The organism is Nocardioides sp. JS614, assembly GCF_000015265.1.
Classification (GTDB): Bacteria; Actinomycetota; Actinomycetes; order Propionibacteriales; family Nocardioidaceae; genus Nocardioides.
On the sequence record NC_008699.1, the window covers coordinates 1,816,336 to 1,835,422 of the forward strand.

Sequence of the window (19,087 nt, forward strand, 5' to 3'; positions counted from 1 at the left end):
TGCCAAAGGTCGGGCCCAGGTCCAGCGGCGGTCCACTCCCGCCTACGCTTGCGAGCGTGCCGACCCTCTCCGAGCTGGTCCGCAGCCACACCGACCTGGACGACCAGGACGTCGCGTGGCTCCAGCTGCTGCAGGCCGACTGGCAGATCGTCGCGGACCTGTCCTTCGCCGATCTGGTGCTGTGGCTGCCCGACCACGAGGGCAAGGGGTTCTGGGCGGCCGGGCAGATGCGGCCCACCACCGGCCCCACGGCGTACGTCGACGACGTGATCGGCACGTTCGTGCCGGTGGGCCGACGGCCGCTGATCGACGCGGCGTACACCCACGGTCGGCTGGTCCGCGAGGGCGACCCCGAGTGGCGCGACGACGTCCCGGTGCGGGTCGAGACGATCCCGGTCCGCCGCGCAGGGCGGGTGATCGCGGTCGTGGCCCGCAACACCAACCTGCTCGGCGTCCGCACCCCCAGCCGGCTGGAGCTGTCCTACCTGCAGACCGCGGCGGACCTGACCCAGATGATCGCGAACGGCTTCTTCCCCACGACCGGGCAGCGCAGCGACCACGCCGACTCACCGCGGGTCGGTGACGGGTTCCTCCGGGTCACCGCCGCCGGGCGGGTCGAGTACGCGAGCCCGAACGCGCTCTCCGTCTACCGCCGTCTCGGGCTCTCGGGTGACCTGGCGGGCGTCTCGCTCGCCGACCTGACCCGTGACCTGGTCCCGCCGCGCCGGCGGCCGGACGAGGAGACGCTGAGCGCCGTGCTGGGCGGGCGTGCCTACCGCGACACCGAGATCGGCACCGACACGGTGTCCTTGATCGTGCGGGCGATCCCGCTGCGCCCGCAGGGGGAGCACATCGGTGCGGTGATCCTGGTCCGCGACGTCACCGACCTCCGGCGGCGAGACCGTGAGCTGATCACCAAGGATGCGACGATCCGCGAGATCCACCACCGGGTGAAGAACAACCTGCAGACGGTCGCGGCGCTGCTGCGGCTGCAGGCCCGGCGGATGGACTCCGAGTCGGCGCGGCTGGCGCTCGAGGAGGCCGTGCGCCGGGTCGGGTCGATCGCGATCGTGCACGAGACGCTGAGCCAGGCCGTCGAGGAGCAGGTCGACTTCGACGACATCTTGGACCCGCTCGGCCGGATGGTCACCGACGTGAGTGCCCTGGGCAGCAGGGTGCGGGTGGTCCGGGACGGTTCGTTCGGGATCCTGCCCTCGGAGACGGCGACCGCGCTGGCGATGGTGCTGACCGAGGTCTTGCAGAACGCGGTCGAGCACGGGTACGACGGCGCCGACCCGGACGTCACCGGCGAGCTCCGGATCACCGTGCGGCGGCTGGTCGGTCGGCTGCACGTGCGCATCGACGACGACGGCTGCGGCCTGCCGCCCGGCTTCGACCTGGACGCCTCGACGAACCTGGGTCTCTCGATCGTCCGCACGCTCGTGGAGTCCGAGCTCGGCGGTCAGCTGGAGCTGGGTCCGAGACCGGACGGGACCGGCACGCGGGCCGCCCTGGACATCCCGCTGGACTAGATGACCAAGTTCATCTAGCCGCGCCTCGCTCGACCACCGTCAGCGGATCCGCCGACGCGTCTCCGGTCAGGCCGTGCGGACCCGCGCTCGTGCGTTGCGGCGCTTCAGAGCGCGCCGCTCGTCCTCGCTGAGACCGCCCCACACGCCGTGGTCCTGCCCGGCCTCGAGCGCCCACGCCAGACACTGCTCGCGCACCTCACATCGACGACACACCTGCTTGGCCTCCTCGATCTGGAGGATGGCCGGACCGGTGTTGCCGATCGGGAAGAACAGCTCAGGGTCCTCGTCGAGGCAAGCCGAACGGTGGCGCCAATCCATGGCTGGGAGATCCCTCTTTCCTACAAGTCATCGTGCAGGTCAGGGGCAGACAAGACCTGCGGTGCCGTGATCGGGCACAGCGAAGTGAACGCATTCACGAGCGCCCACCAAGGGTGGCAATCTTTGGACCGTTAAACAAGCCCTGTCGGCGGTCGGATTCGTCACAGCAGTCACGTGCGTGCCAGGCCGATCCTCGATCACCTGGGCCTTCTTCTAGGCTCCCTGCGTGACTGTACGCCGACCGGCCAAACCCGCCCCCCTGGTCGTCGCCGCCTCGCTGGTGGCGATCGAGGCCCTGTTCCTGCTCGGGTACGCCGTCCTGGAGCTGTTCAGCGTCTCCTCGGGCCGGGTCGCCGTCGCGGTCACGACGAGCGCCTTCTTCGCGGCCTACGGCGCCGTGCTGCTGTTCTGTGCCCGCGAGGTCACCCGCGGCCGGTCCTGGGCCCGCAGCCCGATCGTGCTCGCCCAGCTGATCCAGCTCGGCGTGGCCTGGAGCTTCCGCGGCGGGGACACCACGCCGGTGGCCGTCGCACTGGCGGTGGTCGCCGTCGTCGTGCTCGCGGGCCTGCTCGCGCCATCCAGCGTTGACGCCCTGGCCGACGACCGGATCGAGGACCGGGACTGACGCGACCGGCTCAGCTCGTCTCCTCCAGGGAGACCCGGAGCTGCTCGAGGGTCCGGTTGAGCAGGCGGGAGACGTGCATCTGCGAGACGCCGATCTCCTCGGCGATCTGCGACTGGGTCATGTTCTTGAAGAAGCGCAGCAGCAGGATCTTCTTCTCCCGCGGCTCCAGCCGGTCCAGCAGCGGCTTGAGCGACTCCCGGATCTCGACGTGCTCCAGCCCTTCGTCGTCGACCCCGATCGCGTCGAGCATGCTCGCGGTGTTGTCGTCGCCGTCGTCGGTGGCGTCCAGGGACAGCGTGGAGTAGGCGTTGCTCGACTCGATGCCCTCGACGATCTCCTCGACGGTGCAGCCGATGGCGCCCGCGAGCTCGCGCGGCGTCGGCGACCGGCCCAGCGACTGGGTCAGCTCGGCCGACGCCGTGCTGATCTGCATGCGCAGCTCCTGGAGCCGCCGCGGCACCCGGATCGCCCAGCCCTTGTCGCGGAAGTAGCGTTTGATCTCCCCGATGATCGTCGGGGTCGCATAGGTCGAGAACTCCACACCGCGGTCGGCGTCGAAGCGGTCGACGGACTTGATCAGCCCGATCGTGCCCACCTGGACGAGGTCCTCCAGCGGCTCGCCGCGGTTGCGGAAGCGGCGCGCACAGTGCTCGACCAGCGGCAGGTGCAGGTGCACCAGTCCCTCGCGGGCCGCGTCCCGGCGGGCCGCCGGTGCGCCGTCGTCGCGCAGCATCGCGAACAGCTCCGCACTGCGCAGGCGCGTGAGCTCGACGCCGGTCGGCGCGTCCGGATCCGCGTCGCCGTCCCCCGTGACAGCGAACATGTCAGATCCCGCCTCCCGGGAGGCCCGACTCCATGCTCACCGTGATCGAGAAGATGCCGTTCGAGGCCTCCGCGGACGCGCTGCTCGCCAAGGTGGTGAGCACCTGCCAGGCGAAGCTGTCCTGGTCGGGGGTGACCGCCTGGTCGACCGGGACACTGATCTGCACGGTGAGCTCGCCGGGTCGCAGGTAGAACCGGCAGGTCAGGTCCGACTCCGGGCGCGCCTCGGGAAGCACCATCGCGCTCGCCTCGCCGACCGCGATCCGCAGGTCCTCGATGTCGTCGATGGGGAAGTCCAGACGCGCCGCCAGGCCGGCGGTCGTGGTGCGCAGCACGGACGCGTACGCGCTGTCCGCCGGCAGCCGCAGCTCGACATCGGCTCGTCCACCGTCGTGGCTCGTCGCGGAGCCGGTCTGTGCGCCGATCGAAGCCATCTGGTCGTCCTTCGCGATGTGGAGACGGAGCGGTGCCGGTCCGAGCCGGGACCGCGGGCCCGACCCTCGGGCCGAAGACTAGTGGGGACCGGCCTCCGGGTGTCGTACCCGGTGGCCGGTCCCCACTAAACGAATGGCAACTCCCACAGTCGGCTCGGTGCCGGCCGACTCGGCGTCGGGAGCGGGGAGCCGTCGCGTCAGGCCTTCTTGGTCTCCTTGTGGGCCACGCTCGACGGCGATCGATGGTCAACGCCGACAAACGGGGGTTGACCTGCAGAAACGCGTTGGCAGCATTGGGACGCAATTGGACCTTCTGCGGACTCATTGCGGACAGCGTCGCTGCGTCGACGCGGACTTCCATGTGCGCACGGTTCGCGTCGTCCGACCTGGAACTCGGTGACACGTCTCGCGAGTTCCATGGGCCCGTCGGCGCGGCGCTACGACGTAGCCACCCGTCGAGCAGTCGCGGTGCCTTCCGGACCTCGTGTTGCCCGAGCGTTGCCCAAGTCTCCTCTGCCCGGGTCGGTGTGGCCGAGCGGGTCCCATCGTCACTGCGGCTGGAGCCGTCCGTCTCGAAGGTGGATAGCGTGGTCGCAACGGGCGGCGAGGGCGGGGTCGTGGGTCGCGATCAGCAGCGTGGTCTGGAAGGTGTCGCGCAGGTTGAACAGGAGCTGGAGGATCTCCTCACCGGTGTGGGTGTCGAGGCTGCCGGTCGGCTCGTCGGCCAGGACGATGCGGGGATGATTGATCAGTGCCCGGGCGATCGCCACGCGCTGTTGCTGTCCGCCGGACAGCTTGGTGGCTGGTGAGCTCTCCCTTCCAGCGAGTCCGACGGCGTCGAGGAGCTCCTCGGCGCGCGTCTTGGTCATCGCGCGTTCCTGGCGGCTCATTCGCTGCGGAATGAGGGGCACGGTCACGTTGTCGAGCACCGAGAGTGTGGGGAGCAGATGGAATCGCTGGAACACGAAGCCGATGCTTCGGCGATATCGGGCGAGCTCCCGCGGGGTCAGGCTGGTGATGGTCTGGTCGTGGACGACAATGGTGCCGTCGTCTGGCGTGTCAAGGGCACCGATGAGGTGCAGCAAGGTCGACTTCCCCGAGCCTGACGGGCCGGTCAGCGAGGTCGCGGCGCCGCTTGGGATGTCGACATCGATGCCGTCAGCGGCCACGACGTCTGCGTCTAGGGTGCGGAAGGTCTTGCGTACGCCGCGCACGCTGATCGCGACGTCATCGCGGTGCTCGACGACCGCAACCGCCTCGAGATCGTCGCGATCGTCTGGGTTGGTGTTCCTCATGCGTCCTCCGTCAACAGCTCGGCGGTCGGGATGTGAGTGACCATTGCGGTGGCGGCCAAGGCCGACAGCGCGGCAAGGAGGCTGGAGACGGCCCAGACCGCAACAGCCCATCCGATCACGATCGAGGTGAGGTCTCCGGCGACCACGGCCGTGACCCCCAGGCCGATCAGCCCGCCCAGGGTGGCACCGAGGACACCGAGCATGGCCCCCTCCGCGGTGATCAGGTACCTGAGCTGACCTTCGGCCCATCCGATCCCCCGCAGCGTGGCCAGCTCGGTCCCGCGGTCTCGGATATTGAGGTACATCACGTTCGCCACGCCGAGGCAACCGAGGAGCAATGTCGCGATCGTGGCGACGATGTCGACGGTCCGGGTCTGGATGGAGACGGTCTCGCCGAGGACAGTCCCCACGATCGCACCCTGGAAACCGAGAACGATCGCGGCCAGGAGCGTGGCGGTGGCGACCGCGATCATCAGACCGATCCCGGCCAGGGCGCTCCTGGTCCGTGACAGCCCGAGATTGAGCCAGGCGAGCCCGATGACGCGAGCGGCATGGTGCGGACGGCGTGCCTCGCTCACGGCGGGCCGCACCGCCTCGATCGGATCGGCCCGGGCGGCCACAGTGGCGGGCACGGCACCCGCGACAACGGCGACGCCGATGGCGATCGGGAGCGCGAGCGCCGCCCGTGGCAGATCCACGGCGGACCCAAGAGCACGACCGAGCACCCAGGAGAGCACGGCGCTGGCCAGGCCGGCGACGCACGCCACGACGAGGAGCTCGTAGCCGACCGCTCGGAAGAGTTGCGCCTTGCTCCAGCCCAGGCTCGCTAGGACGCCGAGCTCGGTACGACGGGCCCGGACAGCCGCGACCGCGGCGTTTGCTATCGACAAGGCTGAGACGAGCAGCACCAGCGCGAACAGGGCGAGCGACTTCTTGTCGACTGCGGTGAGGATCCTCGTTGCGACCCCCTTGGTCACCCACCACTGCTGGAGCGCCAGTTGCGGCCGACCGTGGTCACCTGCGGGCAAGAGCAGGCCCTGAGCACCTGCAGAGGAGCCCGTTGTGATGTCGACGTCGAGGCCGGTCGCATCCTTGATGCGCTGGGCGACGATCCTGATCCGCTCCCGGGAGACCTCATCCGCGACGCTTGCATCGGCCACCCGGACGCGGACCGCGGAGATAGGCGCGGAGGCCGCCGCCCCGCTCCAGCCGCGGGTCAACTGCGGGATGGCCTCGAGAGTGGTGACCATCGTCGGCGGCGGTTGGACCAGTCCACCCAGGTCGGTCGAGGGTGCCAACGGCCGGTTGCCGAGGGCGTTCGTACTGGCCCGGTCCGCTCCCTCGGTCGGCGCTGCCGAGTATCCGGCGAGGACCTCGTCGGTCAGATCCGTGATATGGCTGAGCTCGGCGGGATCGAAGGTCCCCTGCAGTCGCAGGGTTGCGGGGGAGGCCGGTGTGCCGGCGACCGCGGGCTCCTTGGCCGAGTTGGTTACCTCTCTCGCGGCCGGTTCTCCGCTTGCTGGTGCCCGAGCGGCGAGGTCGAACCCTGGCGGCTGCTTCCGCAGTTCGACCTCGAGACGCTCCGAGGTCACCGCCAGGCGCGGCATCCCCACCTGTCCGAGCTGGGTGATCTCACCGGGGAGGAAACGGGTCGGACGGCGTTGGCCGTCGATCGGCTTCGTCGTGCGGAATGCCTCCATGAGCTGTGCCTGGGCGGCCGCGGCGTCGACTACTTGTGTGGTGACCAGGCTGGCTGGCAGCTTCACCAGATCCCCGGTGCCGGCTCCTGCCAGCACGGCCCGGCCGGCGGAATCCGGAAGGCCTGACAGCGTGATAGTCGCCGTCTCGTCGACCCCGGGCTCGTCCGAGACCAGCACGGGCACGCCCTTGCCATCCACCGAGTCCGGGTACTTGACCGAGGCCCCGGTCAGTGGATCGCCGGAGGTCACCGCGCCGTCGAGACCCACCAACGCGTCCTCACTGGCCGGGTCAACCGCCGCGATCACATAGGAGAACGGGAAGTCCACCATCGCCCCGCGGACACCGTCTCGTGCGAACTCCTCACCGACGTGACCGTGACCCATGCCGCCCTTCGTGCGAGAGAAGCACAGCAAGTTCGCCGGCCTCTTCTCTGGCGACACCTCGTCGGAAGGTTCGACCGGACAGATCGCGCGAGACTTGCCGGTGCCGTCCTTGAACAGCCACGGCCCTTCCCCCAAACCCGCGCCTGTGTTCGGACGCAGCGCATGGTCGGTGATCACTGTGAACTGAGGGCTCTCCCGGGTGACCGTCAGGCCATTGTCACCCGCCCAGGTAACATCCACCCGCGCGACCGAGGTACCTCGCGGCGACCAGGCCGCTGTCGCGTCCACCGGAATCTGGAGCGCGGGATAGGCGTAGCCCAGCATCGCGATCGGTGCCGCAACCTCCACGCCGGGGACGTCTTGGATCTCGTGCCACTGCCGCAACGTGATGCCGCCATAGATGCCGGTGAGGAAACCGGGCTCGATGAGCCCCTCCTGCTCCTCAAGGTCCGACCGCGTCCCCGGTGGGCGGACCAGGACGTCATAGGTCTTCTGCGACGCTTCTGCGACCGTACCCACGGTGTCCAGGCGCTCCGCGTTCGACGCCCCGGTCAGCACCGTGAATCCGGTCGCCGCCACCAAGATCGCAAAGCCCAGCACCAGCGTCCGAGAGCCACCCCGCCACAGTCGCCGCCACACCATCACCCACATTGGCGACCACCCTGAAGAACGACGCCACGAATCGACCTGATCGGTATCGGCCCAAGGTTTCTGGAGTCGAGGCTGCTCTCAGCATCCCCCAGGACCCAAACAGAGCCAGGAGCATCTCCATGACCCGTGGAGTAGTCGAGACTCGCACGGACGTGGTGTATCTCCGCGATTCGTTTGACCAGTAGAGGAGGGCTGCCGTGACCCCGTTCGTGCTCGAAGGCAACAATCTGATCGACGCGATAGCGATACCGCGTGCTCGGGCGCCATATCCACACTCGTTGCCGGTCGAGCAGCGCGGGCTCCATGCTATGTCCGACTACCGTCAACCGGGCGAGGCGACGTCGCATGATGAACATTGCGAGCACTGACGTCGTGCCACCAACCACGAGCAATGCCCTAGCCGACGACATCGCCGGAATCTCGCATCACGTAGGTCGCGGCTTGTACAGAGAACATTCTCTGGAAGTTCCCGCCCCGCGCGAGGAGTTCTGAGCGACTTCCTCGCTCGCAGATCTCGCCGTCGCTCATCACAACCACATGATCGGACTCGGCTACCAGGCCGAGCCGATGGGAGATGATCAGCCGTGTGGCGCCCTCTCCGAAAGCGAGGATGTCGCCCATGAGTTGCGCTTCGCTGATCGGATCAAGCCCGGCGTTCGGCTCGTCGAGAACCACCAGGTCAATGGGCTCGCCCAATAACTGGGCATATCTCGCGCGCGCGACCGCAACTCTGTCCCACTGCCCGCCCGACAGAGTGATTCCTGCGTCGCCAGACGCGTCCCGCCGCTGTGTGCTGAGCATCGTGTCCGCTCCGTGCGGAAGAGATTCGATCATCCCGGTCAGCCTAGCTGCGGCCAGCGCGGTGTATGTGGCTTCGTCCGGGCCTCCTGACCCGAGCCGCGAGTCCCTGCCCAGTGAGACATTGTCTCGTAGCGACATCTCGTAGCGGGGCCGTTCCTGTAGAACTCCCGTCACATGTCGCCGGTAATCAACGGGATCGAACCGCGCGATGTCGACGCCGTCCCACAGGACTCGTCCGCGGGATGGGGTATTCAGTCGTAGAAGGAGCCTGACAATTGTGGACTTGCCTGCACCGTTCGGGCCGACGAGCGCAGTTGTCTTGCCAGCGGGGATCGTGAGATTCAGGCCGCGCAGAATCCACTCTTGGTCCTCGCTGTAGCGGAACCAGACATCCTCAAAGTGGATGGCGTCACTGAGACACGGCGTGGGCAGGGGGACATGAGAAAGCTCGCTCGCCGTCGAAGTCGAGTTCGCGCGCACAAAACGCTGATAGTGCCCAAATAGTCGGAGCGAGACACTGAGCCTGCCCTGGAGGTTCAGCAGTGAGGCAGCGCGGGTTTGAATTGCCATCACAGCCGTTGTGAACAGTACGAAGTCACCTACCGTGACGCGCCCATGCGCCGCCCCAACCGCGGCCCAAGCGGTGCCTGCCACGACGACAAGCCCGTGCGCGCCGACCAGAGCCATCCGGGCGCCCGTGGCCTTCTTGACTGCAGCGACCTCGGACCATTGCGCCTGGCTCAGGGCCGCGTCGAACCTCGTTCGAAGGTAGCCGCTGCTTCCATGGAGTCGCATATCTCGGGCGGCATCAGGAGTCACGAAGAGGGAACCGAAATACCGCTCCCACCGCTGCGCGGGAGCATTGCGTTCAACGATCCGGCCGGACGCGTGGTTGATTCGGACCTGGATGTACGCCGTCGGTGCAGACACGGCGACGAGGGCCAGGACCATGAGTGGCCATGAACTCCACAGCAGAACTCCGTAGCCGACGAAGGTCACGAGAGTGGAGACGACCTCAACGATCGCACTGGGGATCAACGTGGGAATCATTCGGATGCCCTCGCGAGCAAGCGTCAGGCTGTCGTGCTCGTCTGGGTCATCGAGAAACTCGGTACCCACATGCCGCATGGTGGCATCGAGAAGGAGACGCTCAGAACGGATCCGCGACCTTGCCTCAAGGGACGCGCCTACGATTGCGGACAGATAGCTGACCTGAGTTGCTGCTGCCGCGAACCCGGCGACCATGGTGGCAAGAGCTAGGGCCATGCCCGCGCCAAATGTGCCCGCACTGAGCCCGTCGACGAGATGCTGGGTTGCCCATGCCGCCGGCAATGGCATTGCCCCCGCCACGCAACCGGCCAGTAGTACGCCAGCGAACTGGCGTGGCCCGCTCCGGGCCACGAGGCGCACGGCTGCCAGCGCCTTGAGTAGTGGTGATCGTGTCGACAATCTATGCATCCCTGCCAAGCGACACCGGCGTAGGGACGACATCGTGACCGACCTGGGCGCGCAGATCATCAAGACGGTGCGCCGACGCGACGACTCTGCCGCCTCCCAGCACCGCGATGACCGGAAGCTCATTCGGTGCGCCCAGTAGCGGAGTCAGGGCAAGTGGTTGGGGCGAGACCACAGCATGACTTGCGATTGACCAGGTGTCATCAAGGTACGACTGCGGATCGACGCCATCTCGTGTGGAGTCGGCGATGACCAGCAGGGGGAGTGGGAGGCCTCCGATACCGTCGAACTCGGCGCGCAAGACCCTGCAACCGACACAGCCTGGAACGACGAACGCAACCAGGGCATCGCCGTTCAGACAGTCATCCACGTCCGTGGACCAGTTCCAAGCGGGATCAGCTTGGAGCGCGGTCCCAGGGAGGGGGTGAACCGGACGTGCGGATGTCATTGTCCGACCTACACGCCGCAGCGCGTTCAAGACCGCAAAGGTCAGAACAACGTTCATGACCAGACCAAGGGTCACGAGACACAGCCATGCGAAAGTGACGGTCATCGGCGCTTGGCCTCCAGAGTGTCCGCAGCACGAGGCATTGGATCGATCCGCAGTGCGGAGTAGATGCGATCGGTCGACGCGATGGCGATCCCAATCATGGCGCCGAGTCCAATTGAAAACACGATCGCGCCCGCACTGGAGGGATCCGAGTTCCTAACAACGCCGCCCGTCGTCACTCCCATGAGCACAGCGTTGCGGCACAGGAGCAGCCATACAGGGACAGGCGCTGTGGATCCGAAGCAGTGACACGCCCACGCTTCTGAGCGACTGGCCGACTTCCACAACAGGAACGCGCTGAAGACGGCCGACAAGACCATTGCGGGAACGAGTCGGATTTGAAGCCTGCCGACGGGAACAAGGACCGAGACGGCGACGCAGATCTCCGCAACAACAACGAGGCCAGCCACGGTCGAGCGCGTGGCGTACGCGAATCCAGCGGCCTCCATGGAATCCGCGAAGCCGTCAAAAGCGCGCCTGCTCACGAGCTTGCCGGTCGCCGAGAGCGCGAACACCACCAGCACCACTGCAGCTGCGCACAACGACACCATGGCTTCTCCCGAGTAGTAGAGACGACCGGCGCCCAGCTAGATCGGCTGATATAGGTCGGGGTAGTCCTTCACGGACACCTCCGGAGGTGCTTGGAAGGGACCGACAGGTTCTCTTCATCTGAGGGTCGGGCGTTGGCGCGCCGTGGCCTTCCGGCGCCCCCGGAGGTGGGTCCAATGGTTGTTCAGGCTGTTCCGGTCACGTTGTCGACGGTCGTCGTCGCGGTCGATGTTGGCAAGACTGAGTTCGCGTTCTCGGTCACCGATGCCACCCGGACATTGCTCCTCAAGCCGCGGACCGGCTGCCCGATGACCGGGCCGTCGCTGGCACAGGTCGTGGCCGACATCGCCCGGTTGCTCCCGATCGATGCGGTGGTCAAGGTCGGTATCGAGGCGGCCGGGCATTACCACCGGCCGTTGCTGATGACAGGGGCGTGGCCGGGGACCTGGGAGGTGCTCGAGCTCAATCCGGGTCATGTCACCGAGCAGCGTCGGGTGCTGGGCAAACGCACCATCAAGACCGACGTGATCGATCTTCAGGCGATGACCGAGCTGCTGCTGGCCGGTCGCGGTCAGCCGGTCCGGGACCGCTCGCTGGTGTTCGGGGAGTTGACGGCGTGGTCGGCGCATCGGGTCGGCCGGGTGGCGTTGCGGACAGCGACGAAGAACCAGCTGCTCGGACATCTGGACCGGACCTTCCCCGGGCTGACCCTGGCGCTGCCGAATGTGCTGGCCACCAAGGTCGGCCGGCTTGTCGCCACAGAGTTCCCCGATCCGGCACGGCTGGCCGCGTTGGGCAGCAGCCGGTTCATCCGCTTCGGAGCGACCCGGGGCCTGCAGATCCGCCGGCCCGTGGCTGACAGGCTGGTCCAAGCCGCTCGCGATGCGTTGCCCACCACCGATGCAGCTGTCGCCCGCGCCGTCCTTGCCGCTGACCTCGCGCTGCTCGACGACCTGGACGCGCAAGTCGACCAGGCCACCGAGCAGCTGGCTCGACTGCTGCCCCGTAGCCCGTTCGCGCCGCTGCTGACGGTCCCAGGATGGGGCGCGGTCCGGGCCGGAAACTACGGCGGCGCCCTGGGGGACCCGGCCCGATTCGACAACCACCGGCAGATCTACCGCACCGCCGGACTCAACCCGATCCAGTACGAGTCCGCCGGAAGACGTCGCGACAGTGTCATCAGCCGCGAGGGCAGTGTCGAGCTGCGTCGCGCGCTGATCGACCTGGGAGTGGGGTTGTGGCTCAGTGAGCCCGCCGCCAAGGTCTACGGTGCGCAGCTTCGTGACCGTGGCAAGAAGGGTCTGGTCATCGCCTGCGCGATGGCCAACCGCGCGAACCGGATCGCGTTCGCTCTGGTCCGCGACCAGAGCACTTACGATCCCAGCAGGTGGATCCGGGAGGGCTGAGGCCAGCACTTCACAACTCCGGCCGGTCGTGTCAGGCTCGTGGGCACGAAGGACCCGGACCAGACGCCGCATTCGCTATGGCAGACGCCGCAAGACGTTATGCCGCTGCTAGCTTGGCGCCCGGGTCCTTCGCCCTTGCGGCAGCCCGAACGAAGCCAGACGACCCGTCCACAGGCGAGGTCGCATACGTCAGCGTGGGCGCCCGGCACCCCAACAGCCAGCACGACCGACCAAACAGCACCAACATCAACTCCGCGGCCCGGAGCCGCTGGACCCTGCCCACCTTGAGACTTGACGCGACCTACAGCCAGCTAGCTGGGGCCGATCGTCGTGGTGTCAGCAGTAGACGTAGTAGACGCAGTTGCCGTAGCAGTTGTGGATGTAGTTCCTAGCGTCGCAACAGTCGCCATTGTTCGGCACACACGCGCCGGCTTCGAGTTCGCCGACAAATCTGCCGGCAACCTTGTCCAGCAGGCGGATGACCTTCGTCATCTCCAACTCCCTCCGAGATATGCGTCGGCCGAGCGCCGACGCGCCCAACACTCTCAGCACTAACGCCAGACCATCGCAAGCCCTGAGGCCTGCCGGTATAGACCGCTGAGGTAGCCGATCCCCGGCGTGGGACGAGGAGGCCGCTGGGGTCACGGGCGTCTCGTTCCACGCGGACACCGTCGCTGTCGTGCCTATCGCTCCAAGCCCAGCTGTCGACGTAACCTTCACCGCCTCGCCTGACTGACAACCGTTGGCTCTTCACGGTCCCCGGAATCCCCCGCCACTGACCCGTTCTTCAGCCTTTCAAACCCCCCGTCTAAGCGGCACGCATGCTACGAAGGTTCGTAGATGGGTCGCCCGTGATCGGGCGGCCCACGCGGCATTCCTAGGGGTCCGTTGGTTGTCGACGGACCTCGTTGAGGGCGGTGGTCCGGGTGCATGGCGGGGTGAAGTTCTACCGCGGCGCGGCGAAGGCGGCGCGCGCCTACGTCGAGCGTGATCGCTCGTGGGCCGATGACTACTACCTCGCCGAGGGCACCGGCGTCGCCGAGCGACTCACTGCGACCTCGGATGGTGTCGCAAGTGCGGGCCTGATGGACGGCGACACCTATGAGCAGTGGGTCGCCGGGATCGACATCGATACCGGGCGGAAGAAGGGCCGGGTCCGGGAGGACGCGAACGCGCTGCGTTTCGTCGAGGTCACCGTCAACGGTCCGAAAACCTGGTCGCTGGCCGCCGCGCTGCACCCAGAACTCTCGATCGCGCTGGACGGAGCCCAGGAGAAGGCCGCCGCCGAGATCATCAGCTGGGTCGCCCAGCGTGCGACCACCCGGGTCGGTCCGCGTGGACGACAGGTGCAGGTGCCGGTGGAGCGGATCGAGGCGGCGGTGATCCGGCACTACACGTCGCGGGCCGGCGACCCGCACCGTCATCTGCACCTTCAGGTCAACGCCCGCGTCTTCGCCGCCGGGGCGTGGCGGGGTCTGCACTCGGTGGGTGTGCGCGACATGATCGAGGCGATCAACGGGATCGGGCATGCAGCGGTCGCCACGAACCCGGCGTTTCGAGCGGTGCTGGCCGCACATGGCTTCACTTTGGACGCCGAGACAGGGGAGATCGAGCAGCTCGCGTCCTACGTCGGGGCGTTCAGCGCTCGGACCAGTCAGATCCACCGCAACATCGACCGGTACGAAGCCGAGTGGCGGCGAGAGCATCCTGGTGAGGGGCCGGGGCCGCGGCTGCGTGAGATGTGGGATCGGCGGGCGTGGGCCGATGCGCGGCCGGACAAGGTCGTCCCCACGGATGGCGCTGACCTGGTTGCCAGGTGGAACGACGAGCTACGCGCCCTGGGCTACCGCGACCCAGCTGCCCCAGCCGCACTCGAGGCAACCCAGATCGCCTGGATCGACCGGGACGGGGCGGCAGACTGGGTGATCTCGCAGCTCGGATCGAAGCGCTCAGCATGGAACATCGCGGACGTTCGCGGCAAGGTCGAGGTCCTGCTGGCACAGACCAATCTGGTCGCGGAGTCCGCGGCACGCATCGAGCTTGCCGAGGACGTCACGGCTCGGGCCGCCGCTCGCTGTACGCCGCTGCTCACACGGTCGAACGTGCCCCAGCACGTCCGGGCCCTGACCTCCCAGCAGGTCCTCGCGGTCGAGGGCGACATCGTGCGTCGCCTCGCCTGCCGCGCCGAGACTCCCGCAAGGCGGGTCCGCCTTCAGGGGCGTGGGCTGACGCGGGTCGACCCCACCCAGGCGGCCGTCGTGGGCACGCTGGCCGGCGATGGCCCGCTGGTCGTCGTGGAGGGCGCGGCCGGCGCCGGCAAGACCACCGCGCTGAGGTCGGCGCAGGCCACGCTGGCTCGGCAGGGGCATCGGCTGCTGGTGGTGACGCCGACGTTGAAGGCGGCCGAGGTCGCCGCCGCGGAGACCGACGCCGACGGGCACTCGGCCGCCTGGCTGATCCACCAGCACGGCTGGCGCTGGGACGACGACGGGCACTGGGCACGCCGACCCAACACCACACCCGACCCGGCCGCCCGGCTGAGACCCGGTGATCTGCTGCTCATCGACGAGGCGGGCATGCTGGACCAGGACACCGCCCGCGCGCTCTTGACGATCGCCGACGAGGCCGGGGCGCGGGTCGCCCTGGTCGGCGACCGACACCAGCTACCCGCAGTCGGACGCGGCGGCGTACTCGACCACGCGATCGCGTGGGCCAACCCCACCGCCGTCGTGTCGTTGGAGAAGGTGCACCGGTTCACCGACCCCGACTACGCGGCACTCAGCCTGACGATGCGCAAGGGCGACAACCCGGAGGAGGTCTTCGACTCGCTCTACCGCCGCGGACAGGTCGTCATCCATCCCAGCGACATCGAACGCGACCTCGCGTTGAGCCAGGCCGGTGCCGCCGGTGACCTCGTCGTTGCCGACACTCGCGAGCAGGTCGCCCGCCTGAACGCCGCAATCCGTGACCAGCGCCAAGTCACGGCCGAGTCCACCGTCTCGATGACCACGTCTCGCGGTGAACGGATCGGGATTGGTGACCGCGTGGCCACCCGCCGCAACGACCACGACCTCGGGGTCGCGAACCGGCAGACCTGGACCGTCACCGGCCTCGGCGAGGACGGCAGCCTCACCGTCCGCGGACGAGGACGTGACCGGCTGCTCCCCGCGGAGTACGCGAACAGGTTCGTCGAGCTGGCCTACGCCACCACCGTCCACGGGGCACAGGGAGAGACCGTCGATGCCGCGCACGTCGCCATCGGGGACACCACCGGGGCTGCCGCGGCGTACGTCGCAATGACCCGCGGCCGGGAGCGCAACACCGCGCACCTGGTGGCCGAGTCCGTCGAGGATGCCCGCAGGCAGTGGGTCGAGGTCTTCGCCCGCGACCGTGCCGACCTCGGCCCGGCCCACGCGAAGCGGCAGGCGATCGAGGCCATCGACCGGTACGGCAGCCAGCAGCGCCGGAGGCCGGCGCAAGGGCCCGTCGAGGAACCGCCACGACCCGTCCCGTCCTCCGGCAGCGGGATCGGCCTGTGAGACCCGCCAGTGACTCACTGACGCGGCTTGCGCCGGCGGACCGGTCGCCACTCGACGCCGATCTCGCCTGCGAGCCACGCGCTGAATCCGGCAGGGTCGCGGGGCTGTTTGTCCTGGGGGGCGGTGGCCGCGTCGACGACAGGCTGCCACGCTGCCCGGATCACGCTCGGAAGGTTCAGCCGCTCCCAAACCTGCATCAACAAGATCCCGTCGACGGAGTCGAGCATCAGATCGATGGCGCCGAGCCCGATGACCCACGCGTAGTAGTCGATGCGCTCGGCCTCGTTCGACAGGTCCCAGACGAGCGGTCGGCGGGACTTGGCGAGGTATCCCAGAACCTGGATCTTGCTGAAGCAGTCCGGCATCGGCACCGACCAGAGCTTTTCGGGCACGACGTACCGGCCGATCTCGGGGTCCTGCCGAGTGTCGAAGTCGATGATCGGCTTGATCGTGAGCTCGGCGTCGGCGGACTCCAGGAGCCGCTCCACCACCTCCAAGGTCGGCGACTTGCGGCGGGACTCGTACTCCGAGACCGACGATTGCGCGGTGCCCGCCTTCATCGCCAGCTGCGCCTGCGACAGACCCGCGGCCTTGCGGGCGATCTCGATGACCGTCTTCGGCGGGTACATGGCCGCAGGATATCGCTGATCATCGATTGGGAGGGCCTGCACACCTACTGGGTGAGGTCGAGAACCGCTTGGCCTCATCGACCAGCGAGGAGCACACCATGACCGCACAGCAGATGAACCCCGACGACAACCGCCGCCCGTCGAAGAGCCTCGGCGACGAGATGCTCAGCCTCCAGGAAGCCTGCGCCTTCCTCCGCGTTCCCGAAGGCACCCTGCGCTACTGGCGCCACCTCGGCGCGGGGCCCCGCAGCTTCAAGGTCGGCCGCCACGTCCGCTATTGGCGCGCCGACCTCGTCCTCTGGCTCACCGAACAGACCAACCGCGCACAGGGCCGCCGCTGACAGTCCCAGACGTCCGATCCCGGAGAGACGATGGAGCAAGCACGAGAGGACCACCAACATGGCAGCAAACATCGCGAAGCGGCCGAACGGCCGATGGCGGGCCCGATACCGCGACGACACTGGGCGAGAGCATGCCCGACATTTCGTGCGCAAGGTTGACGCCCAGGCGTGGCTCGACGAGCAGACCGCCAGGATGGTGCGGGGGGAGTGGGCCGACCCGAGGGCTGGACGGGAGTTGCTCAGCGCGTATGCAACCCGTTGGCAGTCGGTCCAGGTCTCATCTCCGGGAACGGCGCGGATCGTCGACAACGCGCTGCGACTCCACATCCTGCCGCGGCTCGGAAGCGAGCGCGTCGCCAACATCCGCCGGAGCGACGTACAGGCCTTCGTGAAGTGGCTCGAGAGCCGCGAGCTTCGGCCGGCCACCGAGAGCCAGCCGGCACGCACCCTGTCAGCTGGAAGCGTCCGGAACATCTATGAGGTGCTCGCGCGTGTCATGGACGCCGCAGTGGAGGATCGGGTCATCGCGGTCAGTCCTTGTCGCCGAATCGCCCTGCCGAAGGGCCACGACGACGAGGTCGAGGTCCCGACACTCGACGAGATCGATCGCGTCCGTGATGCGCTGGCCGAGCGATGGCAGGTGCTCCCCGTCGTGCTCGCCGGCTCCGGACTGCGCGTCGGCGAGCTGCTCGGGCTCAGGCTGTCCGATGTCGACTTCCTGCGCCGGTCGATCCGTGTCGAGCGACAGCGCCTGCAAACGAATCAGATCGCTCCGTTGAAGTCGAAGGCCTCGCGGCGGAGGGTCCCCGTCGGCCAGGTGGTGATCGACGCACTCGCGGCTCACCTCGCTTCGTATCCACCGACCGAGGAGGCCTTGTTCACCGACGAGTTCGGCAAGCCCCTGACCTACCGGCGCTGGAAGAGGCTCGTCAGCGACGCAGCCAAGGTCGCCGGCGCCGAGATCACGTCGCACTCCTTCCGGCACTTCGCCGCCTCCGCGCTGATCTCCGGGGGCGCGTCGGTGAAGCAGGTGCAGGCTTTCCTCGGGCATGCGTCGGCGGTCGTGACACTGCGGACGTACGCCCACCTATGGCCAGGCGACGAGGACCGGACCCGGAAGGTGCTCGACGCCGCTCTCGGACCGCTCGGAGCCCGTGCGGACTCCGTGCGGACCGAGGTGGCGCCGGAGGGGTAAACGCGCAGGTCAGTCGCCTGCGCGCGAAATCAGGCCTTCTTGGTCTCCCAGAAGATCTCGGCGATCTGGTCGATCTTCGCGAGCAGCTCGTCGGCCTTGCCGGCGTCGAGCTCACCCTTCGTGCCGGCGGCGCCGGCCAGCTTGGTGGCCTCGTTCACGAGCGTGTGCAGCTGGGGGTACTTCTCGAAGTGCGGCGGCTTGAAGTAGTCGGTCCACAGCACCCAGAGGTGGTGCTTGACCAGCTCGGAGCGCTGCTCCTTGATGAGGATCGCTCGGGTGCGGAAGTCCGGGTCGTCGTTGTCGGCGACCTTGGCGATGATGGCCTTGATGGACTCCGCCTCGATGCGCGCCTGCGCGGGGTCGTACACGCCGCAGGGAAGATCGCAGTGGGCGGAAACCTCGAGGGTGGGGGCGAACAGTCGCACAAACATGCGGATCCTCTCGTCTTCGGTTGTCCGTGGGGTTCGACTGCGACACTACTCCGCGTGCGAGGAGCAGGACGAGGAGCGTCTTCCGCCGTGGAACGCGGGCCGCGCTGGGGCTTCGCCGTCGTCAGCGGTCGGTCCATGACGCCGCTGCTCGCGCCGGGCGACCGGCTGCTGGTGTCCTACCGGCGCCCGGCCCGACCGGGCGCGGTGGTGGTCGCCCGGCTGGCCGACGGGACGGTCGCGGTCAAGCGCGCAGCACAGCGTCGTACGACGCGCACCGGTCAGGCGGGATGGTGGCTGCTCAGCGACAACCCCGACGAGGGCGTCGACTCCCGACACCGCGGGGTGGTCCCCGACGACCAGGTCCTCGCCGTCGTGACCGCTCGGATCTGGCCGCGGCCGCGCCGGCTGCGAGCCGCTGTGCCAGACTGAC

19 protein-coding genes are annotated in these 19,087 nt (G+C 68.1%); 8 read left to right on the forward strand and 11 right to left on the reverse strand.

Going from position 1 to position 19,087, the window contains the following annotated elements:
• Window positions 1–56 precede the first annotated feature (56 nt).
• A complete protein-coding gene (locus NOCA_RS10070; protein WP_011755172.1) occupies window positions 57–1,532 on the forward strand; it encodes a sensor histidine kinase in 1,476 nt (491 codons plus the stop codon).
• A gap of 66 nt (window positions 1,533–1,598) precedes the next feature.
• On the opposite strand, the gene NOCA_RS10075 is transcribed toward NOCA_RS10070, so the two are convergent.
• Window positions 1,599–1,850 (reverse strand): WhiB family transcriptional regulator, encoded by a 252-nt coding sequence (locus NOCA_RS10075; RefSeq protein WP_011755173.1) that lies wholly within the window; start codon window positions 1,848–1,850, stop codon window positions 1,599–1,601.
• A gap of 226 nt (window positions 1,851–2,076) precedes the next feature.
• Between NOCA_RS10075 and NOCA_RS10080 the strand changes: the two genes are divergently transcribed.
• Entirely contained in the window at window positions 2,077–2,475 is a 399-nt protein-coding gene (locus tag NOCA_RS10080) for a hypothetical protein (protein ID WP_011755174.1), read from the forward strand.
• Window positions 2,476–2,485: 10 nt separating this feature from the next.
• Here the strand turns inward: NOCA_RS10080 and NOCA_RS10085 are convergent, their stop codons facing one another.
• The 4 genes from NOCA_RS10085 to NOCA_RS10100 form a co-directional block, all read right to left on the reverse strand.
• On the reverse strand, window positions 2,486–3,298 hold the full coding sequence (locus tag NOCA_RS10085) for an RNA polymerase sigma factor SigF (protein WP_011755175.1): 813 nt from the start codon (window positions 3,296–3,298) through the stop codon (window positions 2,486–2,488).
• Window position 3,299: 1 nt separating this feature from the next.
• A complete protein-coding gene (locus tag NOCA_RS10090) occupies window positions 3,300–3,731 on the reverse strand; it encodes an anti-sigma factor (RefSeq protein ID WP_011755176.1) in 432 nt (143 codons plus the stop codon).
• Window positions 3,732–4,279: 548 nt separating this feature from the next.
• Window positions 4,280–5,026, reverse strand: a complete 747-nt coding sequence (locus NOCA_RS10095) for an ABC transporter ATP-binding protein (protein ID WP_011755177.1) — start codon at window positions 5,024–5,026, stop codon at window positions 4,280–4,282.
• Window positions 5,023–7,761, reverse strand: coding sequence for an FtsX-like permease family protein (locus tag NOCA_RS10100; protein ID WP_011755178.1), 2,739 nt, complete (start codon window positions 7,759–7,761; stop codon window positions 5,023–5,025). Before NOCA_RS10100 ends, NOCA_RS10095 begins: the two co-directional genes overlap by 4 nt.
• A gap of 197 nt (window positions 7,762–7,958) precedes the next feature.
• Between NOCA_RS10100 and NOCA_RS27515 the strand changes: the two genes are divergently transcribed.
• The gene (locus NOCA_RS27515) at window positions 7,959–8,129 is read left to right on the forward strand and encodes a hypothetical protein (protein WP_158305655.1); all 171 of its coding nucleotides are present in this window, start codon (window positions 7,959–7,961) and stop codon (window positions 8,127–8,129) included.
• Between the two features lie 28 nt (window positions 8,130–8,157).
• Here NOCA_RS27515 and NOCA_RS10105 read toward each other — a convergent pair whose 3' ends face one another.
• The 3 genes from NOCA_RS10105 to NOCA_RS10110 are packed head-to-tail and all read right to left on the reverse strand — an operon-like array spanning window position 8,158 to window position 11,118.
• Window positions 8,158–10,080 carry an ABC transporter ATP-binding protein gene (locus NOCA_RS10105; RefSeq protein WP_337998995.1) on the reverse strand — a complete coding sequence of 641 codons (1,923 nt, stop codon included), beginning with the start codon at window positions 10,078–10,080 and terminating at the stop codon, window positions 8,158–8,160.
• A complete protein-coding gene (locus NOCA_RS27520) occupies window positions 10,013–10,570 on the reverse strand; it encodes a hypothetical protein (RefSeq protein WP_158305657.1) in 558 nt (185 codons plus the stop codon). The genes NOCA_RS10105 and NOCA_RS27520 overlap by 68 nt, the downstream gene beginning before the upstream one ends.
• Window positions 10,567–11,118, reverse strand: a complete 552-nt coding sequence (locus NOCA_RS10110; protein ID WP_337998992.1) for a MauE/DoxX family redox-associated membrane protein — start codon at window positions 11,116–11,118, stop codon at window positions 10,567–10,569. Before NOCA_RS10110 ends, NOCA_RS27520 begins: the two co-directional genes overlap by 4 nt.
• A gap of 174 nt (window positions 11,119–11,292) precedes the next feature.
• Between NOCA_RS10110 and NOCA_RS10115 the strand changes: the two genes are divergently transcribed.
• On the forward strand, window positions 11,293–12,522 hold the full coding sequence (locus tag NOCA_RS10115; RefSeq protein ID WP_011755180.1) for an IS110 family transposase: 1,230 nt from the start codon (window positions 11,293–11,295) through the stop codon (window positions 12,520–12,522).
• A 336-nt stretch (window positions 12,523–12,858) separates the two neighbouring features.
• Here NOCA_RS10115 and NOCA_RS27810 read toward each other — a convergent pair whose 3' ends face one another.
• Entirely contained in the window at window positions 12,859–13,014 is a 156-nt protein-coding gene (locus NOCA_RS27810; protein ID WP_172419901.1) for a hypothetical protein, read from the reverse strand.
• 446 nt (window positions 13,015–13,460) lie between these two features.
• On the opposite strand from NOCA_RS27810, the gene mobF reads away from it, so the two are divergent.
• A complete protein-coding gene (mobF, locus tag NOCA_RS10125) occupies window positions 13,461–16,061 on the forward strand; it encodes a MobF family relaxase (protein ID WP_011755181.1) in 2,601 nt (866 codons plus the stop codon).
• Between the two features lie 14 nt (window positions 16,062–16,075).
• Here mobF and NOCA_RS25700 read toward each other — a convergent pair whose 3' ends face one another.
• Entirely contained in the window at window positions 16,076–16,690 is a 615-nt protein-coding gene (locus tag NOCA_RS25700) for a helix-turn-helix domain-containing protein (protein ID WP_011755182.1), read from the reverse strand.
• A gap of 98 nt (window positions 16,691–16,788) precedes the next feature.
• Here NOCA_RS25700 and NOCA_RS10135 point away from each other — a divergent pair, with 98 nt between their 5' ends.
• Both NOCA_RS10135 and NOCA_RS10140 read left to right on the forward strand, forming a co-directional pair.
• Window positions 16,789–17,031 (forward strand): helix-turn-helix domain-containing protein, encoded by a 243-nt coding sequence (locus NOCA_RS10135; protein ID WP_011755183.1) that lies wholly within the window; start codon window positions 16,789–16,791, stop codon window positions 17,029–17,031.
• 58 nt (window positions 17,032–17,089) lie between these two features.
• Complete coding sequence (locus NOCA_RS10140; RefSeq protein WP_011755184.1) at window positions 17,090–18,226, forward strand: tyrosine-type recombinase/integrase; 1,137 nt, start codon at window positions 17,090–17,092, stop codon at window positions 18,224–18,226.
• 29 nt (window positions 18,227–18,255) lie between these two features.
• Here NOCA_RS10140 and sodN read toward each other — a convergent pair whose 3' ends face one another.
• Window positions 18,256–18,657, reverse strand: coding sequence for a superoxide dismutase, Ni (gene sodN, locus NOCA_RS10145; RefSeq protein ID WP_011755185.1), 402 nt, complete (start codon window positions 18,655–18,657; stop codon window positions 18,256–18,258).
• Window positions 18,658–18,744: 87 nt separating this feature from the next.
• On the opposite strand from sodN, the gene NOCA_RS10150 reads away from it, so the two are divergent.
• Window positions 18,745–19,086: a S24 family peptidase gene (locus NOCA_RS10150; protein WP_011755186.1), complete on the forward strand. Its 342-nt coding sequence runs from the start codon at window positions 18,745–18,747 to the stop codon at window positions 19,084–19,086.
• Window position 19,087 lies beyond the last annotated feature (1 nt).

Coding starts and splice junctions, on each gene's coding strand:
- sodN (WP_011755185.1), bottom strand. CDS start 18,657: ATGTTTGTGCGACTGTTCGCCCCCACCCTCGAGGTTTCCGCCCACTGC.
- NOCA_RS27520 (WP_158305657.1), bottom strand. CDS start 10,570: ATGACCGTCACTTTCGCATGGCTGTGTCTCGTGACCCTTGGTCTGGTC.
- NOCA_RS10135 (WP_011755183.1), top strand. CDS start 16,789: ATGACCGCACAGCAGATGAACCCCGACGACAACCGCCGCCCGTCGAAG.
- NOCA_RS10105 (WP_337998995.1), bottom strand. CDS start 10,080: ATGATCTGCGCGCCCAGGTCGGTCACGATGTCGTCCCTACGCCGGTGT.
- NOCA_RS10140 (WP_011755184.1), top strand. CDS start 17,090: ATGGCAGCAAACATCGCGAAGCGGCCGAACGGCCGATGGCGGGCCCGA.
- NOCA_RS10100 (WP_011755178.1), bottom strand. CDS start 7,761: ATGTGGGTGATGGTGTGGCGGCGACTGTGGCGGGGTGGCTCTCGGACG.
- NOCA_RS10090 (WP_011755176.1), bottom strand. CDS start 3,731: ATGGCTTCGATCGGCGCACAGACCGGCTCCGCGACGAGCCACGACGGT.
- NOCA_RS10085 (WP_011755175.1), bottom strand. CDS start 3,298: ATGTTCGCTGTCACGGGGGACGGCGACGCGGATCCGGACGCGCCGACC.
- NOCA_RS10115 (WP_011755180.1), top strand. CDS start 11,293: ATGGTTGTTCAGGCTGTTCCGGTCACGTTGTCGACGGTCGTCGTCGCG.
- NOCA_RS25700 (WP_011755182.1), bottom strand. CDS start 16,690: ATGTACCCGCCGAAGACGGTCATCGAGATCGCCCGCAAGGCCGCGGGT.
- NOCA_RS10110 (WP_337998992.1), bottom strand. CDS start 11,118: ATGGTGTCGTTGTGCGCAGCTGCAGTGGTGCTGGTGGTGTTCGCGCTC.
- NOCA_RS27810 (WP_172419901.1), bottom strand. CDS start 13,014: ATGACGAAGGTCATCCGCCTGCTGGACAAGGTTGCCGGCAGATTTGTC.
- NOCA_RS10095 (WP_011755177.1), bottom strand. CDS start 5,026: ATGAGGAACACCAACCCAGACGATCGCGACGATCTCGAGGCGGTTGCG.
- NOCA_RS10075 (WP_011755173.1), bottom strand. CDS start 1,850: ATGGATTGGCGCCACCGTTCGGCTTGCCTCGACGAGGACCCTGAGCTG.